Source organism: Micromonospora sp. WMMD736 (assembly GCF_049179015.1).
GTDB lineage: Bacteria > Actinomycetota > Actinomycetes > Mycobacteriales > Micromonosporaceae > Micromonospora.
On record NZ_JBMHMI010000001.1, the window covers coordinates 3,826,191 to 3,847,038 of the forward strand.

24 protein-coding genes are annotated in these 20,848 nt (G+C 72.3%); 10 read left to right on the top strand and 14 right to left on the bottom strand.

Features of this window, described 5'->3' with window-relative positions; translation table 11 throughout:
- Positions 1-207: 207 nt before the first annotated feature.
- The 3 genes from ACN269_RS16955 to ACN269_RS16965 all read left to right on the top strand — a co-directional run bounded on the left by ACN269_RS16955 (position 208) and on the right by ACN269_RS16965 (position 3,409).
- A complete protein-coding gene (locus tag ACN269_RS16955; protein ID WP_421473342.1) occupies positions 208-1,161 on the top strand; it encodes an ECF subfamily RNA polymerase sigma factor, BldN family in 954 nt (317 codons plus the stop codon).
- Positions 1,162-1,450: 289 nt separating this feature from the next.
- Positions 1,451-2,329, top strand: a complete 879-nt coding sequence (locus tag ACN269_RS16960) for a DUF5667 domain-containing protein (protein WP_421473343.1) — start codon at positions 1,451-1,453, stop codon at positions 2,327-2,329.
- Positions 2,330-2,533: 204 nt separating this feature from the next.
- Positions 2,534-3,409, top strand: a complete 876-nt coding sequence (locus ACN269_RS16965; RefSeq protein ID WP_421473344.1) for an HAD family hydrolase — start codon at positions 2,534-2,536, stop codon at positions 3,407-3,409.
- A 3-nt stretch (positions 3,410-3,412) separates the two neighbouring features.
- Here ACN269_RS16965 and ACN269_RS16970 read toward each other — a convergent pair whose 3' ends face one another.
- The 11 genes from ACN269_RS16970 to ACN269_RS17020 all read right to left on the bottom strand — a co-directional run bounded on the left by ACN269_RS16970 (position 3,413) and on the right by ACN269_RS17020 (position 13,488).
- Positions 3,413-4,270 (bottom strand): lysophospholipid acyltransferase family protein, encoded by an 858-nt coding sequence (locus ACN269_RS16970; protein ID WP_421476380.1) that lies wholly within the window; start codon positions 4,268-4,270, stop codon positions 3,413-3,415.
- Positions 4,271-4,521: 251 nt separating this feature from the next.
- Positions 4,522-5,598: an NAD-dependent epimerase/dehydratase family protein gene (locus ACN269_RS16975; RefSeq protein WP_421473345.1), complete on the bottom strand. Its 1,077-nt coding sequence runs from the start codon at positions 5,596-5,598 to the stop codon at positions 4,522-4,524.
- A gap of 119 nt (positions 5,599-5,717) precedes the next feature.
- Entirely contained in the window at positions 5,718-5,819 is a 102-nt protein-coding gene (locus ACN269_RS16980; protein WP_007465623.1) for a 30S ribosomal protein bS22, read from the bottom strand.
- A gap of 214 nt (positions 5,820-6,033) precedes the next feature.
- The gene (locus ACN269_RS16985) at positions 6,034-6,243 is read right to left on the bottom strand and encodes a helix-turn-helix domain-containing protein (RefSeq protein WP_007465625.1); all 210 of its coding nucleotides are present in this window, start codon (positions 6,241-6,243) and stop codon (positions 6,034-6,036) included.
- 200 nt (positions 6,244-6,443) lie between these two features.
- Positions 6,444-7,628, bottom strand: a complete 1,185-nt coding sequence (locus ACN269_RS16990) for an ABC transporter permease (protein WP_421473346.1) — start codon at positions 7,626-7,628, stop codon at positions 6,444-6,446.
- Complete coding sequence (locus ACN269_RS16995) at positions 7,625-8,521, bottom strand: ABC transporter ATP-binding protein (protein WP_421473347.1); 897 nt, start codon at positions 8,519-8,521, stop codon at positions 7,625-7,627. The genes ACN269_RS16990 and ACN269_RS16995 overlap by 4 nt, the downstream gene beginning before the upstream one ends.
- On the bottom strand, positions 8,518-9,900 hold the full coding sequence (locus tag ACN269_RS17000) for an efflux RND transporter periplasmic adaptor subunit (protein WP_421473348.1): 1,383 nt from the start codon (positions 9,898-9,900) through the stop codon (positions 8,518-8,520). Before ACN269_RS17000 ends, ACN269_RS16995 begins: the two co-directional genes overlap by 4 nt.
- Positions 9,901-10,036: 136 nt before the next feature.
- Positions 10,037-10,576, bottom strand: coding sequence for a hypothetical protein (locus tag ACN269_RS17005; protein ID WP_421473349.1), 540 nt, complete (start codon positions 10,574-10,576; stop codon positions 10,037-10,039).
- On the bottom strand, positions 10,573-11,862 hold the full coding sequence (locus tag ACN269_RS17010; protein WP_421473350.1) for a hypothetical protein: 1,290 nt from the start codon (positions 11,860-11,862) through the stop codon (positions 10,573-10,575). Before ACN269_RS17010 ends, ACN269_RS17005 begins: the two co-directional genes overlap by 4 nt.
- A gap of 61 nt (positions 11,863-11,923) precedes the next feature.
- Entirely contained in the window at positions 11,924-12,499 is a 576-nt protein-coding gene (locus tag ACN269_RS17015; protein ID WP_421473351.1) for a TetR/AcrR family transcriptional regulator, read from the bottom strand.
- 68 nt (positions 12,500-12,567) lie between these two features.
- Complete coding sequence (locus ACN269_RS17020; RefSeq protein WP_421473352.1) at positions 12,568-13,488, bottom strand: proline dehydrogenase family protein; 921 nt, start codon at positions 13,486-13,488, stop codon at positions 12,568-12,570.
- On the opposite strand from ACN269_RS17020, the gene ACN269_RS17025 reads away from it, so the two are divergent.
- From ACN269_RS17025 to ACN269_RS17035, 3 genes are read left to right on the top strand one after another with little or no spacing between them, the layout of a single operon-like run.
- A complete protein-coding gene (locus tag ACN269_RS17025) occupies positions 13,487-13,843 on the top strand; it encodes a hypothetical protein (RefSeq protein WP_421473353.1) in 357 nt (118 codons plus the stop codon). The genes ACN269_RS17020 and ACN269_RS17025 overlap by 2 nt on opposite strands.
- A 1-nt stretch (position 13,844) precedes the next feature.
- Positions 13,845-15,011, top strand: coding sequence for a glutathionylspermidine synthase family protein (locus tag ACN269_RS17030; RefSeq protein ID WP_421473354.1), 1,167 nt, complete (start codon positions 13,845-13,847; stop codon positions 15,009-15,011).
- 18 nt (positions 15,012-15,029) lie between these two features.
- Positions 15,030-15,617, top strand: coding sequence for a CGNR zinc finger domain-containing protein (locus ACN269_RS17035; RefSeq protein WP_421473355.1), 588 nt, complete (start codon positions 15,030-15,032; stop codon positions 15,615-15,617).
- Positions 15,618-15,626: 9 nt separating this feature from the next.
- On the opposite strand, the gene ACN269_RS17040 is transcribed toward ACN269_RS17035, so the two are convergent.
- Together ACN269_RS17040 and ACN269_RS17045 are read right to left on the bottom strand one after the other, a co-directional pair.
- Positions 15,627-16,433: a sugar phosphate isomerase/epimerase family protein gene (locus ACN269_RS17040; RefSeq protein ID WP_421473356.1), complete on the bottom strand. Its 807-nt coding sequence runs from the start codon at positions 16,431-16,433 to the stop codon at positions 15,627-15,629.
- 75 nt (positions 16,434-16,508) lie between these two features.
- Positions 16,509-17,453, bottom strand: a complete 945-nt coding sequence (locus ACN269_RS17045; RefSeq protein ID WP_421473357.1) for a Ppx/GppA phosphatase family protein — start codon at positions 17,451-17,453, stop codon at positions 16,509-16,511.
- 80 nt (positions 17,454-17,533) lie between these two features.
- Between ACN269_RS17045 and ACN269_RS17050 the strand changes: the two genes are divergently transcribed.
- From ACN269_RS17050 to ACN269_RS17060, 3 genes are read left to right on the top strand one after another with little or no spacing between them, the layout of a single operon-like run.
- On the top strand, positions 17,534-18,331 hold the full coding sequence (locus tag ACN269_RS17050; RefSeq protein WP_421476382.1) for a hypothetical protein: 798 nt from the start codon (positions 17,534-17,536) through the stop codon (positions 18,329-18,331).
- Between the two features lie 34 nt (positions 18,332-18,365).
- The gene (locus tag ACN269_RS17055) at positions 18,366-18,566 is read left to right on the top strand and encodes a hypothetical protein (protein WP_355050827.1); all 201 of its coding nucleotides are present in this window, start codon (positions 18,366-18,368) and stop codon (positions 18,564-18,566) included.
- 32 nt (positions 18,567-18,598) lie between these two features.
- Entirely contained in the window at positions 18,599-18,949 is a 351-nt protein-coding gene (locus tag ACN269_RS17060) for a type II toxin-antitoxin system death-on-curing family toxin (RefSeq protein ID WP_421473358.1), read from the top strand.
- 10 nt (positions 18,950-18,959) lie between these two features.
- Here ACN269_RS17060 and ACN269_RS17065 read toward each other — a convergent pair whose 3' ends face one another.
- Complete coding sequence (locus ACN269_RS17065) at positions 18,960-19,538, bottom strand: TetR/AcrR family transcriptional regulator (protein ID WP_421473359.1); 579 nt, start codon at positions 19,536-19,538, stop codon at positions 18,960-18,962.
- 623 nt (positions 19,539-20,161) lie between these two features.
- Between ACN269_RS17065 and ACN269_RS17070 the strand changes: the two genes are divergently transcribed.
- Positions 20,162-20,815, top strand: coding sequence for an NADPH-dependent F420 reductase (locus ACN269_RS17070; RefSeq protein WP_421473360.1), 654 nt, complete (start codon positions 20,162-20,164; stop codon positions 20,813-20,815).
- Positions 20,816-20,848 lie beyond the last annotated feature (33 nt).

Genomic DNA, 20,848 nt, shown 5'->3' on the forward strand with positions numbered 1-20,848 from the left:
GGTCGGCTCACCCCATTTGCCGTGAGTCGACACCCCTCAGCCCGAGGAGGCCCCCGTGCCTGTGAGCGCATTGGACCAGCACCTCAAGGGGAACTGCCGCCCGTCGGCACACCCCGGAACAGTCCTGCCCGACCGGCTGCCCGGCCGGTCCGCACCGACGACCCGCAAACCGGCCCGTCCGGCCATCCAGGGGACGGGGGCGGCGCGATGACCACCTTCGGATACGCGGAACGCCCCGTCGGCCTGACCGGCCAGACGCCCCGCTCGCAGGTCAACGAGCGGCCGGCAACCCGCGCGCCGCTGGGCGACCCGCACGCCGCGCTGCGTGGCGAGAGCCCTGCGCAGCGCACCCGTAATCGCCCGCACACCAACGAGCCTCCGCCGAGACCGGCGGTCCCCGGTGGCAACGCGATGCCGACCGGCGGTCGGGTCGCCGCGCCGGCCCGACCGACCATGCCGTCGCAGGGCCGCCGGGCCGGCGACGCCCCGGCTGCGGCCGCCGACCCGGCGGCGGGCGAGACGGCGGTGATCCCGGCGGTACCGGCCGCCACGCCGACCACGCCGACCGGCTTCCCCAGCCGTCCGGACCCGTCCGACCCGGCCACCGAGGTCTGGACGCTGGTCGAGCGGGCGCAGGCCGGCGAGTCCGAGGCGTTCGGTCTCATCTACGACAGGTACGTGGACACCGTCTTCCGGTTCGTCTACTTCCGGGTCGGCAACCGACAACTCGCAGAGGACCTGACGTCGGACACGTTCCTGCGCGCCCTCAAGCGGATCGGGAGCTTCACCTGGCAGGGCCGCGATCTCGGCGCCTGGCTGGTGACGATCGCCCGCAACCTGGTCGCCGACCACTTCAAGTCGGGCCGGTACCGGCTGGAGGTCACCACGGGCGACGTGCTCGACGCCGACCGCGAGGATCGCGGCCCGGAGGGCAGCCCGGAAGCGGCGGTGGTCGAACACATCACCAACGTCGCCCTGCTCACCGCCGTCAAACAGCTCAACCCGGAGCAACAGGAGTGCATCGTGCTCCGGTTCCTGCAGGGCTTCTCGGTGGCCGAGACGGCCCGTGCCATGGGCAAGAACGAGGGTGCCATCAAGGCCTTGCAATACCGGGCCGTCCGTGCGCTGGCACGACTGCTGCCCGACGGCTTCCAACCGTGATCCGCTAGCGGTCCCGAGCGGCGTCGATCACTGTCTGCGCAGCTCAGGACAGGTTTCACTCGGTGACGCCGATCACTTTCTGTGATTTCCGCCCCGCCCGGCCCGTAACCCGTGCCCGGTCCGCCGCGTTTCTCCGGGTGCGACCGGTGGATGTCCCGGCAGGGCCGGGGCACCGAGGTCCGCCCGGCAGGCCGGACGGCACCTCACCTCCGTGGTGTCACAAACGCCGCCCGGTCGCCGTAAACCACGGCGGCCGACCGGCCGTGACCAGCGAGAGGAGGTGCCTGCGGTGGACAACGACCTCTTCTCCCGCCGGCGTGCCGAGCGCTTCGCGCAACTTCTCGACGAGGCCAACGGCGGCCGGCGGCACCACGTGCGGTCCCGGGTGGACAGCCAGTTGGCGCCGCTCGTCGCGGTGGGCCAGCGGATCAGCGCCGATCCTCCGACCGTCGAGGTGGATCCCGACTTCCGCACCGGCCTGCGGGCGATGCTGCTCGCCACCGCCGAGCGTGAGGGAATCGGCACGACCCCGGCGACCGCCGAGCCGGCCGCCCCGCGTGCCGCCACCACGAGCCGTGGCTCGTTGCTGCCGGCGGTCACCGCCCGGCGGGCCCGTGCCCGGGGAGCGATCCTGGTCGGTATCGCGGCCGGCGCCATCGCCGTCTCCGGCATCTCCGCCGCCAGCGAGAACGCCGTTCCCGGCGACGCGCTGTACGGCATGAAGCGGTCCACCGAGCGAGCACAACTCGCCCTGGCCAGCTCGGACATCAGCCGTGGCCAGCTCTTCCTGGACTTCGCCCGGACCCGGCTCGGCGAGGCGGCCGAGCTGCGCGGCGACCGCGTCGGCTACAGCGCCGTCCTCGACGACATGGACGCCGACACCCGACAGGGCGTCCGCCTGCTCACCGCCGCCGCCGTGCAGCGGGCCGAGCCGGCCAGCCTCGACGCCGTCAACACGTTCGTCGCCAGCCAGCGACGGGCGGTAGGCAACCTGCTCGACGGTGCCGGCCGGGCCGACCGGGAACGGACCCGGCGGTCGCTGGCCCTGCTGGACAGCATCCGGGAGCGATCGGACGCGGTACGCGCCGCCATCGCGTGCGGCCTGCCGGCCCCGACCGGCAGCGACACGCTCGGCCCCACCCCGACCACCTGCCCCGGGGCGCGCTGACCCGCACGGAGAAACCGGCCGCTGAATCCGCACGGCGAAACCGGCCGCTGAACCCGCACGGCGAGCCTGGGCCCGCTGAACCGCACCGCGAGATCGCTCGACCGACCGGTCGCGGCACGGTTCCCTGTGCCCGGCCGGTCGACCGTGCGCTCCGGATACCCTCGCTGGAGGCATCGTCGTAGCTGCCGAAGGAGGAGAAGTCGCGTGGCGCGCAGCCGCAGGGTGACGGTCAGCACCAACGTCCAGGGACACACCGCCGGTTGGGCGGAGACCGACCTGGCGTCGGTCACCCCGCCCGCACCGGACCCGACCGCCGCCGCCTTCTTCGACGTCGACAACACGATGATGCAGGGCGCGTCGATCTACTGGTTCGCGCGAGGGCTCGCCGCCCGGAACTACTTCACCACCGTCGACCTGGCCCGCTTCGCCTGGCAACAGCTCCGGTTCCGGTTGCTGGCCCGGGAACACGCGGGCGACATGTCCCAGGCGAAGGAGGCCGCGCTCGCCTTCGTCGAAGGGTGGCGGGTCGACGACGTGGAACGCCTCTCGGAGGAGATCTTCGACGAGCTGATGGCTCCCCGGATCTGGGCCGGCACCCGCCAGCTCGCCCAACGTCACCTGGACGCCGGGCAGCGCGTGTGGCTGGTCAGCGCCGCCCCCGTCGAGATCGGTCGGGTGATCGCCGCCCGACTCGGCCTGACCGGTGCGATCGGTACGGTGGCCGAGGTGCGGGCCGGGGCGTACACCGGTCGGTTGGTGGGCGACCTCATGCACGGGCCGGCGAAGGCCGAGGCGGTGACCCAGCTCGCCGCCGTGGAAGGACTGGACCTGACCCGCTGCGCGGCGTACAGCGACTCGGCCAACGACCTGCCGCTGCTCTCCGCGGTGGGCCGGGCGGTGGCGGTCAACCCGGACGGCACGCTGCTGCGGCAGGCCCGCCGACGCGGCTGGGAGGTACGCGACTTCCGTACCGGCCGTCGCGCCGTCAAGATCGCCGTACCGTCGACGGCGGCGGCCGGGCTCGTCGCCGGCGCGGTCACCGCCGGCCTGGCCCTGCAGCGTCGCCGCCGCGCCGACTGAGGGTCAGGGACCGAACGGATCGGGTCGCCGTTCCAGCAGCGTGTGCAGGGTCTGCTGGATGGTCTCCCGTACCTGGTCGGCAAGGTTGAAGACGACCAGCGGGTCGTCCGCCGAGTCGGTCAGGTGGGCGGTGGGGATCGGCGGGCAGAACTCGATCAGCCACTTGCTGGGCAGCGGCACCATGCCCAGCGGCCCGAGCCACGGGAAGGTCGGCGTCACCGGAAAATACGGAAGCTTGAGCAGTCGCGCGAGGGGTTTGATGTCGGCGAGCATCGGATAGATTTCCTCGCCGCCGACGATGGCGACCGGGACGATCGGGGTGCCGGTCCGCAGCGCCGCCGAGACGAAGCCGCCCCGACCGAAGCGTTGCAGCTTGTACCGCTCGGCGTAGAGCTTGCCGATGCCCTTGAACCCCTCGGGGAACACGCCGACCAGGTCGCCACCGCCGAGTAGCCGCTCGGCGTCCGGGTTGCAGGCCACCGTGCCGCCGGTCTTACGGGCGATCTCCGACACCACCGGCATCCGGAACACCAGGTCGGCACCGAGTAGGCGCAGGTAGCGATGGGCCGGGTGCTTGTCGTGCAGGGCCGCCGACAGGATCAACGCGTCCAGCGCCACGGTGCCCGAGTGGTTGCCGACCACCAGGGCCGGCCCGTCGACGGGTACGTGCTCCACCCCGCTGACCTCGGTACGGAACCAGTCCCGGTAGAGCAGCCGCAGCAACGGGTGGAAGACGGCGTCGGTCAACTCCGGATCGAAGCCGAACTCGTCGACCTCGTAGTCCCCGGCCAACCGTCGACGCAGGAACGCCAGGCCGTTGGCGACCCGGCGGTCCCACTGGTCCCCGGGCCGGTCCGCCACCGCGGGCGCGGTACCACCGCCGGACGTCGAACCGCTCGTCGGCTCGTCGACGGCCGTGGCGTCGACCTCGTCGGCGGCCGTGGCCGCCGGGCCGTCGGTCGGCATGTCGACCTCGTCACCGGGTGTCGCGGCGGGCGCGAGCCGGGCCCCCGGGCGATGGCCGTTGCGCCGCGCCGGCTCCGCGTCCGGCACCGGCGGAACCGGCGGTACGTCGAACCGCCCGATCCCCTGCGGGTCCTGCCCCGGCCCGGTCACGACGTGCGCTCCCGCACCGCGGCCCGGACCTGCCGGATGCCGTCCAGCACCAACTGCTCGGCGGCGGCCAACTGACCCCGGCTGAGCACCGCCCTACCGTGGTGGGCGCGGATGAAGTCCTCGAACGCCTCGGCGGTGGAGCGCGGCGTGAAGCCGTACTCCTGCTCGAGGCGCGTGGTGTCGACGACCCGGCCGTGCACGAAGAGGTCGACCTGGTCGAGGCCGTAGCGGCCGACCCCCATGGTGCGGGCCAGCGCCGCCGCGCCGGACAGGCCCGGCTCGAACACCGGCACGGCCACCCGGCCGGCCCGCCGGATCGCCTGGGACAGCGACAGCACCCCCGGCCCGGCGACGTTGTAGGTGCCCGGATGGTCCTCCACGATCGACCGGTGCAGCACCTCCAACGCGTCGTCGAAGTGCAGGAACTGCAACCGGGGATCGCGGCCGAAGACGGTCGGCACGAACGGCTGCGCGAAGTAGCGCGTCAGGGTGGTGTCGGCGGTCGAACCGATGAACGGGGCGAAGCGCAACACCGTCGCGGTCACGTCGGCCCGACGGCGGCGGAAACCCCGGACGTACCCCTCGACGTCGAGGATGTCGCGGCCGAACCCGCCGCGCGGCACCTCGCGCGGCTCGGTCTCCTCGGTGAACACCGCCGGATCGCGGAACGACACCCCGTACGCGGCGGTCGACGACCGGACCACGAGCTTGCGCAGGCGGGGTGCCCGCTGGCAGGCGGCGAGGAGCTGCATGGTGCCGATGACGTTCTGGTCCTTCATGGCCGACCGGCCACCGTGCTGCCGGTCGGGAGAGCTGACCAACGCGAGGTGGACCACCGCGTCCACGTCCAGGTCGGCGAGGAGTCCACCGAGGGAACCCGGGTCGACACGGATCCGCTCGACCCGATCCAACAGATCGGTGAACTCGGCGGCCGGCTCCGGCGCGTCCACGCCGATGACCCGCTCGATGCGCGGATCGGCGGCGAGTCGGGCGGCCACGTGAGCGCCCAGGTAACGACCCACCCCGGTCACGACGACGACCCCCGGAGCACCTGGGGTGCTACCGGGGGTCATCTGACGCACCTACGCCGACAGGCGGGATCGAGCCGGGACGACCACGGCCTGATCACCTGAGCCTCCGGAGGTCGACAGTTTGGCAAGCGACGCTGGTGCCGGGCTGAGCCCGGCGCCGGTCACTTGCCGAGACGGCGACGCTGGACGCGGGTCTTGCGCAGCAGCTTGCGGTGCTTCTTCTTAGCCATGCGCTTACGGCGCTTCTTGACCACCGAGCCCATACGACAGCCTTTCGATACAACGTGCGGGGCGGACCGGATGACACCACGCAGGTGACGACGGAGACCGCATGCGGACAACGGACCGGACCAGTCTGGGCGGCGGGGCGCACCGGCGGGGTCTCGGTCGCGCTCCAGGGTAGCCGCAGAGCGTCAGCAGGACCAACGCGCCCCCGTCAATGACGCCTACGGGGCGCTCGATCGGCCGTGCGGTGGCTCAGGCGGTTTCCTGAAACGCGCCCCGCAGGTATTCGTGCACCGCGTGCTCGGGCACCCGGAACGACCGGCCCACCCGGACCGCGGTCAGCTCACCGCTGTGCACGAGGCGATAGACCGTCATCTTCGACACCCGCATGACCGTCGCCACCTCCGCGACGGTCAGGAACTTGACCTCCGACAGCCGTCCGTCGGACTGCGACCCGGCCATGGCTCACCGACCCATCCCATGCCCGGCGCGGGCCAACCCGACGGATGCTCCGGGCCGGGCGGCGACGCGCGTGTTACCAGTACGGTAGCGGGGCGGCTGTGACCGGCGCGATCCCTTCGTACAACTGATCATGTTTCGGTGGTCGGTTCACCCGATCCGGCCCGCCGTTATCTCCCCTGCCGCGTCCGTCGTCCGGTTGCTCACTCGGCGCGCAGCGCCACCACGGGGTCGAGCCGGCCGGCGCGCTGCGCGGGGACGACGCCGAAGACGATCCCCACCGCCGCCGAGACGCCGAAGGCCAGCGCCAACGACCACCACGTGATCGCCGCCGGGATCGGCGACAACGCGTCCACCAGCAGGGCGGTTCCCACGCCCAGCGCCATCCCGGTCAGCCCGCCGATGGTGGTGAGCAGCACCGCCTCCAGCAGGAACTGCACGCCGATGTCGCGGGGGCGTGCGCCGACGGCCTTGCGCAGCCCGATCTCCCGGGTCCGTTCGCGGACGCTGACCAGCATGATGTTGGAGACGCCGACGCCGCCGACGAGCAGCGAGATGCCCGCGATGGCAGCGAGCACCCCGGTGAGTACGCCGAGGATGTCACCGAGCACCCCGAGGATCTGCTGCTGCGTGACCGCGCTGAACTCGGTGTCCGGGTGCCGGCGGTTCAGCTCGGCGACGATGCGTTCGCCCAGCTCGTCGATCCGTTCCCGGTCGGGCGCCTTGACCGCGATGCCGTCCACCCGCTGGGTGCCCCAGAGGCGCTGGGCGGCGGTCACCGGTACGTGCACCTCGTCGTCCCGGTCGACGCCGAGGCTCTGCCCGAGGGGCGCGAACACGCCGATCACCCGGAACCGTACGCCGGCGAGGGTGACCTGCTGGCCCAGCGGATCGCGGTCGGGAAACAACGCGCGGGCCACCGAGTCGCCGAGGACCGCCACCCGCCGGCTGGTGTCCACGTCCGTACCGGTGAGGTAGCGGCCCCGGGCCAGCGAGCGGGTGAACACCGTCGGCGTGGTCTCCAGCACGCCCTGCACGGTGGTGAAGTCCGAGCGCGCGCCGGCCCGCGCGGTCGCCCCCGAGGCGACGGTGACCGCCACCCGCTGCGGATCGCCGACGACGCGGGAGACCGCATCCGCGTCCTTGAGCGTCAACGGCGAGACCACCGGCGCGTTGCCCACCTCGATCTTGCCGGGGACCACCAGCAGCAGGTTGGAGCCGAGCCCTTCGACCTGCTGCTCGACCTTCTGCTTGGTGCCGGTGCCGATGGCGACCAGCAGCACCACCGACGCGACACCGATGATCACGCCGAGCATGGTGAGCGAACTGCGCAGCCGGTTGGCGCGCAACGCGTCCAGCGCGACCCGCCACGCCTCGGCGACCCTCACGCCGGACCGTCCCCAGGCTCGCGCGCCTCGGCCCGCGCGGGGTCGCGCGGAAGGCGTCCGGTGGCTCCGGCGGCGCCACCGGAGCCACCGGACGGGTGCCCCGGGCCGTTTCCGGACACGGACCGGGGCTCCGCGCTGGGAGCGGGCACCAGTGTCTCAGGTCGACCGTGGTCGACGGACGGCGGTCGATCATGAAGGTCGCCGGCGCTGTCCGCCACCACCACACCGTCGCGCATGGCGATCCGGCGCGCGGCCCGCGCCGCCACCTCCTGGTCGTGGGTGACCATCACCAACGCCACCCCGGACTCCGCGTTCAACCGCTCCAACAGCTCCAGGACCGCCGCGCCGGTCACACTGTCCAGGTTGCCGGTCGGTTCATCGGCCAGCAGCACCGTCGGCTCGGTGACCAGCGCGCGGGCGATGGCGACCCGCTGCTGCTCGCCACCGGACATCTGGTTGGGCCGGTGGTCGAGCCGGTGCCCGAGACCGACCCGGCCCAGCATCGCCGCCGCCCGCTCCCGGCGCTGCCGGGCCGACACCCCCCGGTAGACCAGCGGCAACGCGACGTTCTCCACCGCCGACGTACGCGGGAGCAGGTGGAACGCCTGGAAGACGAAGCCGATCGTCTCGTTGCGCAGGGTGGCCATCTCCGGCGGGGAGAGGGCGTTGACGTCCCGTCCGCCGATCACCAGTCGACCACCGGTCGGCCGGTCCAGACCGCCCAGCAGATGCATGAGTGTGGACTTCCCGGAGCCGGACGGCCCGACCAGCGCCACGTAGTCCCCGGACCGCACGGTCAACGAGACCCCGCGCAGCGCCTCGACCGACACCCCGTCGAGCTGGTACGTGCGCGACACGTCCACCGCCTCGATGGCCGGTGGGGTGCCGGTCACCGCACCTCCTGGCCGTCGCGTACCTGGTCGGTGCCGCGTACCACGATCCGGTCGCCGGCCTGGACGCCGTTGAGGATCTGCACCAGGTCGGACCCCTGGACGCCCACGGTCACCGGTGCACGGTCGGCCTTTCCGTCGCGGACCACCCAGACGGCGTCCCGGCCGTCGGCGGAGAAGACCGCCGAGGCGGGGACGGTCACCGCGTCGGCCGCCTCGCGTACGCGCAGGTGCACGATCGCGTTCATGCCCGGGCGGGGCGCGGGGGCGGGCTCGTCCTCGGCCAGCTTCCCTGCGCCCAGCGCGAGGCGTACCCGGTAGGTCACACCGCCCTGCGCCGAGCTGGTGGGGAGCACGTCGACCGAGCGGACGGTGGCGTCGTAGCTGGCACCGCCGACCGCGTCCAATTCGACGGTGGCGGTCACGCCGGGCTTGACCAGCAGCACGTCGGTCTCGTCCACGTCGGCGAGCAGTCCGAGCTGCCCGGTGTCCACGATGGTCAACACGGGCGTGCCGGCGGTGACCTGACCGCCGACCACGACGGCGTCGTCGACCCCGGCCGGCGGGCCGGCCTGCGCGGGAGACAGGGCCGACGGGGCGAGCCCGGCCCCACCGGCCTGTTCCAGCAGCCCGGCCAGGCCGCCGCTCGCGCCCCCGCCGGCCCGGGTGCCGCCCGGCTGCACCACCCCGGCGATGGGGGCGCGCAGGGTCAACGCGTCGACGGTCGCCTTCGCCAGGTCGTACGCCTGCTGGGCCTGTAGCCGTTGCGCCGCGGACAGCGAGCCGACGGCGGAGTTCAACCCGCTGATCCCCCGCTGCACCGCCCGGACGGCGTCATCGGCGCTGCGCGCGGCTGCGGCGTACTGCCGCTGGGCGGACGTCACCTGGGCCAGCAGCGCGTCCCGCAACTGCTGGTCGGCGATCTTCTCGGCGGCCTTGCGGGCGGCGTCGAACGCCTCGTCGGCGGCCTTGTCGGTGCCCCGGCGGCTGCTGGTCAGGTTGCCGGTGGAGACGCCCCGACCGGCGCGCTTCGCCGCGTCCAGCGCCTCCTTCGCCTGGCGCAGCCGCGCCTGGGCCGACGGGGACGCGACCACCGCGAGCACCTGGCCGCGCTTCACCCGCTGTCCGGGCTGGACCCGCAGGCTGGCCAGGGTGCCGTCGGCGGGCGAGGTGAGGCTGGCGGCGGCGCGGGCCGTCACCGTCGCCGGAGCGTCGATCACCTCGCTGACCGGGTTACGGGCGGCCGAGGCGAGCGCGACCGGCGGTTGGTCGTCACCGCAGGAGGCGGCGGTGGTGGTGGTGAGGACGGCGACGGCGGTCAGGGCGATGAGCAGGCGGGGCCGCGTGGCGCTTGCGGGCCTCGGCAGGTCGGGGCGGCGCACCCATCGATGGTACGGCGCACCGTCACGTCGACCGTGTCCCACCCGACGTGCCGAAGACGCACCCGCCCGACGATGGCACGGGCGTACGAGAGCTTGGTCCGGCGCGGTGCGAAGAGCACGGGTTCGACAAGATCGGTCATCGACACTTGGTGAATTTGACCATGTATCCCGCGTCGGGATCGCCTTCGTAGCCGTAGAGGCCGGGCACGCCCTGCTCGTCGCGCCGGGCCTTGAGCTCACTCGACGCAGGCTCCAGGAATGACCCGAGGGCGCGGATCACCAGCTCCAGACGCGGCGTCGCGGAGGAGGTGTCGAACGTCCAGACACCGTGGCCGGTGGTCGGAAACTCACCTCCGAAGTCCCTCTTGAGAGCAGATTCTTCGGTGTACTCACCGGCGTCGTACAGCACCGAGAAGTAGTCCCGGGAGATGTGGGCCAATCCGAATTCGCCAGAGGCGTTCAGCGTCAGTTGATCGTGTTGAGCAGAGCACCAGACACCGGGCACCTCCTCAGCCGTCACCGGTGTCGGTTCTGGTGAACCACAGGCGTTCAGAACGGCCCCGGCGGCCAACACCGCCACCGACATGAGTACGGCACGACCCCGTCGCTGAGCCACGGCAGACATCACGTCCTCGAACTGGTAGAAGGTGGGCGAGCCGCGGTCCGTGATGGTCACGCGGCGGTGGCGCGGATGTACGCCACGCACTCGTCGTGCAACGTCGACCAGTCCTCACCGAACGCCTCGTCGGCGGCGGCGGCAGGCGTCCTGCGGTCGTGCACCACGGCCTTGAAGAAGGTCAACAGCCGCTCCGGCCCGAACCGGTCGACCAGGTGGCGGACGGCGAGGTAGCCGACGCCGTAGCTGCCCCCGACCCGGTCGGCCGGCGCGTCGTCGGTGGGCGTGACGCCCTCCAGCCGGCCGTCCCAACCGCCCCGGACCAGTTTGCGCACCTCGGCGAGCCCCTCGTACCGGTCGACCGGTCGACCTCCGGAACCCGAGAACTCGGCCAGCCCTTCGACCAGCCACCAGGTCGTCTTGCCCGGATATCCGCGCTCGGGCAGCGAGGCGGCGTGGGTCAGCTCGTGCCGGAGCAGTTCGTCGGCGCCGCTGGCGGGCAGCCCTTCGGCGTTGAGCACCACCTCGTGGTGGCCCCCGCCGACCGTCACCGCGTAACCGCCCGTCCACTGTGGCCGCCCGCCGCCGTACCAACGCTGCCACTCCGTACGGCCGGCGTAGAAGACCCGGTAGCGGTCCGGGGGCGAACCCGCCACGACGTACGTGTCGGCGACCTTGGCCGCCGCCTCGGCCTGGGTCAGCAGGGCGGGCAGCTTGCCGCGCAGCGCGGGTGTGGTGGCGACGATGGTCCGCGCGCCGACCGCCACGACCAGGGTGCTGATCTCCCACGGCCGGGTGCCGGTCTCGGCGGACTTGGACTCCTCGACGGCCACCAGTCGGGGCTGTTCGCCGTTCTCCCGCCAACGGGTGCCGATCAGCACCGGGCTCGGTCGGCAGTCGGCCGCGACGAAGCAGTACTGGAAGCGCACCAGCAGCCGCCACTCCCCCGGTCTGCCGACGACCGGCGTGGGCAGACCGCTCGGCTCGGCCCGCCAGACGGTCACCTTGAGGGCCCGCAGGGCGGCGAAGCGGCGACGCAGGTCGGCGTGCGCGGCCGGGTCGGCGATGGCGAGGAAGGCGGTGCGGTCGCCGCCGAGCAGCGCCGTGGACTGCTGCCGGAGCTGCGCGGTCATCCGGTCGGACAACCCTCTCGCGACGGCGGTGGCCGGGTCGTCGGTGGCGGCCACTCCGGCCCGGCTGAGCGTGGCTCGGCCGCCGGCCTCCCGGATGACCCCGACCACCAGCGCCGCCGGAAGGCCGCAGCCGAGCAGCAGGACGACAACGACGAGTACGGTCCACAGCGGCCAGAGCCGCCGCGGTGCTGGCTGCTGCACCCCGTCAGTCACCCGCCGAAGGGTACGACCAATCGGCGAATCGGGCGAGGCCGACCCGGCCCGATCGGGTCGGTCAGGCCCCGCGAGCCGGCCACGAGCGGAACGCGGTGTCCAGCCCGGCGACCAACTGGTGGTACGACCGGTCGACCTCGCGTGGCAGACCGAAGCCACCGGCCGCCTCCAGGGCGACGAAACCGTGCAGGGCGCTGCGCAGGGCGCGGGTGGCGTCCACCGCGTCGTCGCCGGTGAGTCCGTAGCCACGCAGCACCGCGAAGATGGCGCCCACCGCGCGTTCGCCCGCCTCGACGTGCTCCGGGTCGGACGGCTCGGGCACCCGCTGGGTGGTCGGGTAGCGCCCGGGGTGCCGGCGGGCGTACGCCCGGTAGGCGTCGGCCATCGCGCGCAGGGCGTCGCCGCCGGCCCGCCCGGTGGCGGCCGTGGTCAGTTCGGTGGCCAGTTCGGCGGTGGCGAGCGCGGAGAGCTTCTGGTCGAGCGCGTCCGCTCCGCGGATGTGCTTGTAGAGGCTGGGCAGCGCGACACCGAGTCGGCTGGCGAGCGCGGCGAGGGTGAGCTGTTCGTAACCGACCTCGTCGGCGAGGCGGGCGGCCTCGCGCACCACGGCCTGCTGGTTGAGCCCGGCCCTAGGCACCGCCACGCACCTGGCTATCAGTCATAGCCTGCAAGCTAACGCTGCTAGCCAGGTGCGTCAAGCGATCGTCACTTCTTGGAGATCAGAGCGCGGCCGAAGAAGACCATGTTCGCCGGGCGCTCGGCGAGCCGACGCATCAGGTAGCCGTACCACTCGTCGCCGTACGGGACGTACGTGCGCACCGTGTAGCCCTCGCCCGCCAGCCGGGCCTGCTCCTCGGGGCGGATGCCGTAGAGCATCTGGAACTCGAAACGCTCCGGACCCCGGTCGAACCAGCGGGCCCGGTCCTCGCCGATCGAGATCATCCGCGGGTCGTGCGTCGCCAGCATCGGGTACCCGTCGCCGGACATCAGGATGTTCATGCAGCGGACGTAGGACTTGTCCACCTCGCGGGCCGACTGGTAGGCCACCGACTCCGGCTCCTTGTAGGCGCCCTTGCAGAGCCGCACCCGCGACCCGGCCGAGGACAGCTCCCGGCAGTCCGACTCGGTCCGCCGCAGGTACGCCTGGAGCACCGCGCCGGTCGACGGGAAGTCCTTGCGCAGCTTCGCCAGCACCTCCAGCGTCGAGTCGGTGGTGGTGTGGTCCTCCATGTCCAGCGTGACCGTGGTGCCCGCCTGGTCGGCGGCGGCGCAGATCGCCCGCGCGTTGTCGTACGCCAACTGCTCGTCGAACATCTGGCCGAGCGCGGAGAGCTTCACGCTCACCTCGGCGGCCGGCGTGAGCCCGGCCCCGGAGAGCATCGACAGCAGCCGCAGGTATTCGTCCCGGGTGGCCGTGGCCTGCTCGGGGGTGACGGTGTCCTCGCCCAGGTGGTCGAGGGTGACGGCCAGACCGTCGTCGACGAGCCCGCGGGTCGCGCGCAACGCGTCGTCGGTGGCGGCGCCGGCGACGAACCGGCGGACGACGTCCCGGGTGTACGGGGCGGTCGCGACGAGCCGCTCGACCTGGGATGACCGGGAGGCGGCGAGGATGACGGAACGGAGCATGGCCCGAGCGTATCGCCCCTGCCAGCAGCCCCGCCCGGCGGCGGCGGGGGCTGCGGCGCTGGCGTCGATCGGCTACAACGATGCCGTGAACCAAAGCCCCCGCCGCCGGCTCCGGTCGGCCTCCGTGCAACTCGGCGCGCTCACCGCTCTCGCGCTCGCCCTCTCCGGCTGCAACATGACCTCCGACGACGACGATGACGACTGTGCCCTCGGACCGATCGGTGGCGGCGACACGGTCGCGCTGGGGATGCGGGTGGCCGCCCCCACCACGGAGCGGACCAGCGGCGAGCCGACGACCGCCGCGCTGCCCGAGCGCGGCGGGTTCGGCACCCACCTCGCCTCCTGCGGCGGCTGACGTGCGTCGCGAGGCCGTGACACCCCGACCCGACTGGGACGCCACCATCCGGGCCCAGGGCCTGGTCTACGTCGACACCGAACTGCCCGACGGCGGAATCATGTCGTACTGGGACGAGACCGCCGCGTACGCCTTCGACCTGGACGAGGTGCTGCGGCTGGAGGAGGCCACCGAGGAGCTGCACCGGATGTCGGTGGCCGCCGCGGAGTACGTGGTGGCCCAGCGCCGGTACGCCGAGTTCGGCATCCCGGAGTGGGCCGCGGAGGCGGTGGCCCGGTCCCTGCGCGAGGCGCCACCCACCCTCTACGGGCGCTTCGACCTGGCGTACGACGGCACCTGGCCGCCGAAGATGCTGGAATACAACGCGGACACCCCGACGGCGCTGGTCGAGGCGAGCATCATCCAGTGGTACTGGCTGGAGCACACCCGCCCCGACCTGGACCAGTGGAACAGCCTGCACGAGCGGCTGGTCGGCGCCTGGGCCAAGATCGGCGCCGGACTGCACGCTCCCCGGGTGCACGTGCTCTGGTCGAACGAGGAGGAGTCGGGCGAGGACCACATGACCGCCGGCTACCTCGCCGAGACCGCCCGGCAGGCCGGCCTGGACGTCGAGCTGCAACCCATCCAGGAGATCGGCTGGGACGGCCGGCGCTTCGTCGACGCCGCCGACCAGCCGGTGACCACCTGCTTCAAGCTCTACCCGTGGGAGTGGATGCTCGCCGAGCCGTACGGGCCGCCCGCGCTGGCCCCGGGCACCCCGACCACCTGGATCGAGCCGGCCTGGAAGCTACTGCTGTCCAACAAGGCGCTGCTCGCGATCCTCTGGGAGCTGTACCCCGGTCACGAGTACCTGCTCCCGGCGTACCTCGACTCGCCGCGCGGCATGTCCGAGTACGTCGCCAAGCCGCTGCTCGGCCGCGAGGGCGGCTCGGTACGCATCGTCACCGCCAGCGAGGAGATCACCAACCCGGGGATCTACGGTGACGAGGGCTGGTGCTACCAGGAGTTCCGGGCGCTGCCGCAGTTCGACGGCAACCGGACGGTGTTGGGTAGCTGGATCGTGGACGGCGAGTCGGCCGGGCTGGGTGTCCGCGAGAGCGCGAGTTTGATCACCGACGGCTACGCGCGGTTCCTACCGCACTACATCGACGCGCCGCGCACCCCGTGAGTCGTCTACCGTTGGGGTGTGAACTTCGACGCGTACGCCCGGACCGGCGTTGACCTGGTCAACGCCCGCCTGGACGACCTCGACGACCTGCGGGCCCTGTTCCCCGACGACAACGCCTGGATGCGCGACGAGGTCGCCGACCGGGACGTCGCCATCTTCCGGCGGGCTCAGAAGCGGTTGCGCGACGTCTTCGAGTACGGCACCTCGGGGCGCGACGCCCAGGCGGTGGCCGAGCTGAACACGCTGTTGGAGGCGTTCCCGGTCCAGCCGCGCATCTCCGGGCACGACTCCAGCGACTGGCACATGCACGTGACCAGCCGGGGCGCCTCGGTCAGCGCCGAATACCTGGCCGGCGCGGTGTGGGGGCTCTCGGTGTGGCTCTGCGAGTACGGCAGCGCCCGCTTCGGGGTCTGCGCCGACGAGCGGTGCGGCAACGTCTACCTGGACACGTCGTCCAACTGCTGCCGGCGGTTCTGCTCCGAGCGCTGCGCCACCCGCTCGCACGTGGCGGCACACCGGGCCCGCAAGCGTGCCGCCGTCGGCGAGCAACCGACGGTCGCCCCGCAGCCGACCTCGACCACCGAGTCGCTGACCCCGGTCAGCTGACCCGCCGGGTCAGACGTCGACCGGCGACGGCGCAGTGAGGTGCTCGCGGGCGTACTCGAGCGCGGTCCGCAGGTCCGCCTCGCGCACGGCGCGGCTCTTCGCGCCCCGGGTCGCCACCTCGACGGCCACCGCGCCGGTGAAGCCGCGGCCGGCCAGCGAGGAGAGCAGTTCCCCGCAGGGTTGGGTGCCGCGCCCGGGCACCAGGTGCTCGTCACGACCCTCGCCGGTGCCGTCGCCCAGGTGCACGTGGGCGAGCCCCGCGCCCATCCGGTCGGCCATCGCGAGGGGGTCACTGTGCGAGGCCGCGCAGTGGGAAAGATCGAGGGTGTACGACGGGTAGCCGGTGTCGGTGGGATCCCATCCGGGGACGTACGGGACGAACTGCCGCCGGGCCATGCGCACCGGGTACATGTTCTCCACCCCGAAGCGGAGCCCGGAGAAGCGCTCCTCGACCCTGGCGAGCCCTTCGGCGAACCCACGTGCGTAGTCGCGCTGCCAGGTGAACGGCGGGTGCACCACCACGGTCGGCGCACCGAGCGTCTCGGCCAACTCGGCGGCCTTGCGCAGCCGCTGCCACGGGTCCGGGCTCCACACCCGCTGCGTCACCAGCAGGCAGGGCGCGTGCACCGAGAGCACCGGAACGCCGTAGTGCGCCGACAGGCCGCGCAACGCCCCCGCGTCCTGGCTGACCACGTCGGTCCAGACCATCACCTCGACGCCGTCGTAGCCGAGCGCCGCGGCCAGTTGAAACGCCGCCGCGGTCGGCTCGGGGAAGACCGACGAGCTGGACAGGAGTACGGGTACTCGGGACGTCACACCAGCCAGCGTAGCCCGGCTGTCACGGGGTCATCCGGACGAGCACCGGCAAACCCGGTCGGCGGACAGGGGCGGTCACATCGGTTCGAGTTGATCCAGCCGCCGGAGGATGACCCCCTCCCGCAGGGCCCACGGGCAGATGTCCATGGCATCCAGGTCGAGCCGGCGCATCACCGCCTCGGCGACCACCGCGCCCGCCAACAGTTGGTGGGCCCGGCCCGCGCCGACACCCTCCAACTCCATCAACTGCGCGGGCGTCATGTGCCGGATGAAGCCGATGATCTGCCGCAGGCCAGCACGGGTCAGGCTGCGCCGGGCCCAGAGGCCCGCGCCGGACGGTGCCGCGCCGGCCAGTCGCGCCAGGGTGCGGAACGTCTTCGAGGTGGCCGCCACCCGGTCCCAGCCCACCTCGGTCATCCGGTCGACGACCTTGTCCAGCCGGCTGTCGACGTACTCCCGTAGCTTCTCGACCGCCTCGGCGGACGACGGCGTGGTGCTGGCCGGATCGACCCGCAGTTGCTCGCGGGTGAGACGCCCGGCGCCGAGCGGAAGCGAGAGCGCGACATCCGGGTCCTCGTCGATGCCGGCGGCGATCTCCAGCGAGCCGCCGCCGATGTCGAGCACCAGCAGACGCCCCGCCGACCAGCCGAACCAGCGCCGCACCGCCAGGAACGTCATCCGCGCCTCGTCCGCGCCGGAGAGCACCTCCAGGCGTACGCCGGTCTCGTCACGGACCCGGGCGAGCACGTCGGCGGCGTTGGTGGCGTCACGGACCGCGGAGGTGGCGAACGCGATCAGGTCGTCGGCCTCCAGTCCGGTGGCCGCCGCGCGGGCCATACCGACCGCCTTGACCAGGCTGTCCGCACCCACCTCGGTCAACGCCCCGTCCGGGCCGATCTGTTCGGCGAGACGCAGGACGACCTTCTCCGAGTGGGCCGGCCAGGGGTGCGCGCCGTGATGCGCGTCGACCACCAGCAGGTGCACCGTGTTGGATCCGACGTCGAGGACACCCAGTCGCATGGTGAAGACCCTAGGTGCAACACGTTCGTGCGGCTCGTCGGCCCGCGGACGGCACCACGCGTACGCTGGTCCGGGTGACGATGGAGCTCCGCGTGCTGGTGGACGACCCGGGCGACCCGCGCAGCCGTGAGGTACCGCTGGACTTTCCCCGGGAGTGGATCGAGTTCGCCGACCCGGCGGACGAGAACCACCTGATCCGGGCCGACCTGACCTGGCTGCTCTCCCGCTGGACGTGCATCTTCGGCCAGGGCTGCCACGGCATCATCGCCGGCCGGGCCGCCGACGGCTGCTGCTCGCACGGGGCGTTCTTCACCGACTCGGACGACGAGAAGCGGGTCCGCCGGGCCGTCAAGCTGCTCACCCCGTCGACCTGGCAGCACTTCCAGCGCGGGTTCAAGAACTGGACCGACGAGGACACCATCGACGGCAAGAACCCCGCGCGCCGCACCGCCACCCAGGGCGCCGACGGTCCGTGCGTCTTCCTCAACGACGCCGACTTCGTCGGTGGGGGTGGCTGCGCGCTGCACGCCCAGGCGCTGCGCGACGGTGTGCACCCGCTCGAGTACAAGCCGGACGTCTGCTGGCAGCTGCCCATCCGGCGGGACCAGGACTGGGTGAAGCGTCCGGACAACACCAAGGTGTTGGTGTCCACGCTGTCCGAGTTCGACCGGCGGGGCTGGGGCGCCGGTGGGCACGACCTCGACTGGTGGTGCACCTCGTCGACGGACGCGCACGTCGGGGCCGAGCCGATGTACCTGTCGTACGGCCCGGAGCTGACCGCGCTGATCGGCGCCGCCGCGTACGAGCGCCTGGCTGAGCTGTGCGCGGCCCGGGTACGGCAGGGCCTGGTCGCCCCCCACCCCGCCGACGATCTCTAGCCGATCTTGGTAGCAGTGTTGCTACCATATGCGTATGGCAATGACCCTCCGGCTGGACGACGAACGCGAACGGCGACTCCGCCTCGTCGCGGACGAGGAGGACCGATCCATGCACGCCGTCGTGGTCACCGCCATCGACGACTACCTGGCGCGACGGAACGCCAAGGAGTTCGGCGACCTAGCCGACGAGATCATCGAACGACACGCCACCCTGCTCGCGCGCCTCGCCGAGTGATGGCAGAGGTCCGATACCCCACGCTCGCCGACGTGGCCGGCATCGCCCGCAAGCTCGGTGTGGGGATCAGGGACGCCGGCCTCGTGGAGTCGGCGGTCGCTCGGCCGAGAACGAGCGTCTTCGGCGAAGACGCCTATCCCGATCTCTGGACCAAAGCGGCGGCGCTGCTGCACTCACTGGCGAACAACCACCCGTTCCTGGACGGCAACAAACGGATCAGCTGGATCGTGACTGTCGCCTGCCTGGTGCAGAACCGTGCCGTCAGCATCGACCAGCTCGACGAGACCGATCAGGACGTCGCGTACGACCTGGTCATCGCCGTCGCGGAGAGCCGCCTGACGGAAGTCTCCGAAATCGCCGCCGCCCTGCGCAAGCTGTTCTGAGCACTCGGGATCAGTCGACTGCGGCGTCGACCAGGGTGCGGGCGCCCTGCCGGGCCGCCTCGGCGATCGCCGGATCGCCGTCCAGCACCCCGCTGGCGAGCCCGCCGTCGAGCAGCAGGGTGAGCTGCCGGGCAAGCAGCTCGGGGTCGGCCGCGCCGGCCTTGCGGGCCAGCTCGGTCACCCAGGCCCGGACGACGGTCTTGTGCTCGACCGTCCGGGCGTGCACGGGGGCCCCGGCGGGCGACTCGGCGGCCGTGTTGATGAATGCGCAACCGTGGTAGCCGTCCCGGCGACAGGCGCCGACGAGGGCGTCGAACATCCCGACGAGTTGGTCGCGCGGCTCGTCGCCGGCATCGCTGGCCGCCGCCCGTAACGCGCCGAACCAGGCCTGGTCGACCCGGTCCAGGTACGCCAGCACGAGGTCGTCCTTGCGGGGGAAGTGCTTGTAGAGCGTCGCCTTGGCCACGCCCGACTCGGCGATGACCGTGTCCACCCCCACGCCGCGTGGCCCGTGCGCGTAGAAGAGCCGGAACGCGGTGTCCAGGATCCGGTCCCGGGCCGACCCGGCCGGCGTGCGCTGCGCGGACATCGGCACTCCCTCGTCGTTGCTGGTGGCGCGCACGATTTTACAGACAGCTCCGTCTACGGACAGCTCCGTCTGCTGCCGCTCCGTCTTCTGCCACTCGTCGGTCCGCCGCAGGGGCTGACGGTGTCCTCGCCTCCTGTCGAGCTGCCCCGGATATGGGGCTGAACCAATGGGGCTGCGCCAGCGGAGCTGCGCAACCGGGGCTGCGCCGACGGAACTGAGCCAACGGAACTGAGCCAACGGAGCTGAGCCATCGGAGCTGAGCCACCAAGGGTTCGGGCGAGCGACCACGCGCCACCCGCGCACGCCCGCCCGCGGCGCCCCACTTCTGGGGCAGCTCGACACGGGGCGAAGGACGGGCGCCATGCCGCGCCGCGACCGCGACCGCAACCGCGACCGAACCTCCGCCCCATTTCTGGGGCAGCTCGACACGGGGCGAGCGATAGGCACCCTGCCGCGCCGCACCGCAGCCCAACCCCCGCCGCCCCATATCCGGGGCAGCTCGACACGGGCGAGGGACAGGTTCGATGCCGCCGTCCGTGAGGGACAGCAGTAGACAGACCTGTCTGTTAGCCTACGATCAATCGGCGCGAAACCACCCGCGCCCGAGTGGAGGATCGATCGACATGCGCATCGCAGTTCTCGGCACCGGCTCGGTGGGGCAGGCCATCGCGGCCCGTACGGCGGAGCTGGGCCACCAGGTCACCATCGGCACCCGGGACGTCGCGGCCACCCGGGCCGGCGCGTACGCCGCCTGGGCCGCCGAGCACCCCGAGGTCGGTCTGGAGACGATGGCCGTGGCGGCGGCCGACGCAGAGCTGGTCGTCAACGCCACCAGTGGCACCGGGTCCCTGCCGGCGCTCACCGCGGCCGGCGCGGCGAACCTGGCCGGCAAGGTCCTGCTCGACATCGCCAACCCGCTCGACTTCGGCGCGGGCTTCCCGCCCAGCCTGACGGTGGACGACACCGACTCCCTGGCCGAGCGGATCCAACGGGAGTTCCCGCAGGTCAAGGTCGTCAAGTCACTCAACACGCTCACCGCGGAGCTGATGGTGCGCCCGCGCCAACTCGCTGACGGCGACCACAGCGTCTTCGTCTCCGGCGACGACGCGGAGGCGAAACGGGTCGTCACCGACCTGCTCGTCAGCTTCGGGCACACCGACGTGATCGACCTCGGTGACCTCTCCACCGCCCGGGGCGTCGAGCTGCTGATGCCCCTCTGGCTGCGGCTCTACGGCCGCCTCGACACCGCCATCTTCAACGTCAAGGTCGTCCGCTGAGCGGACGCCGGCAGCCCGAAGGGGGTCCACGCC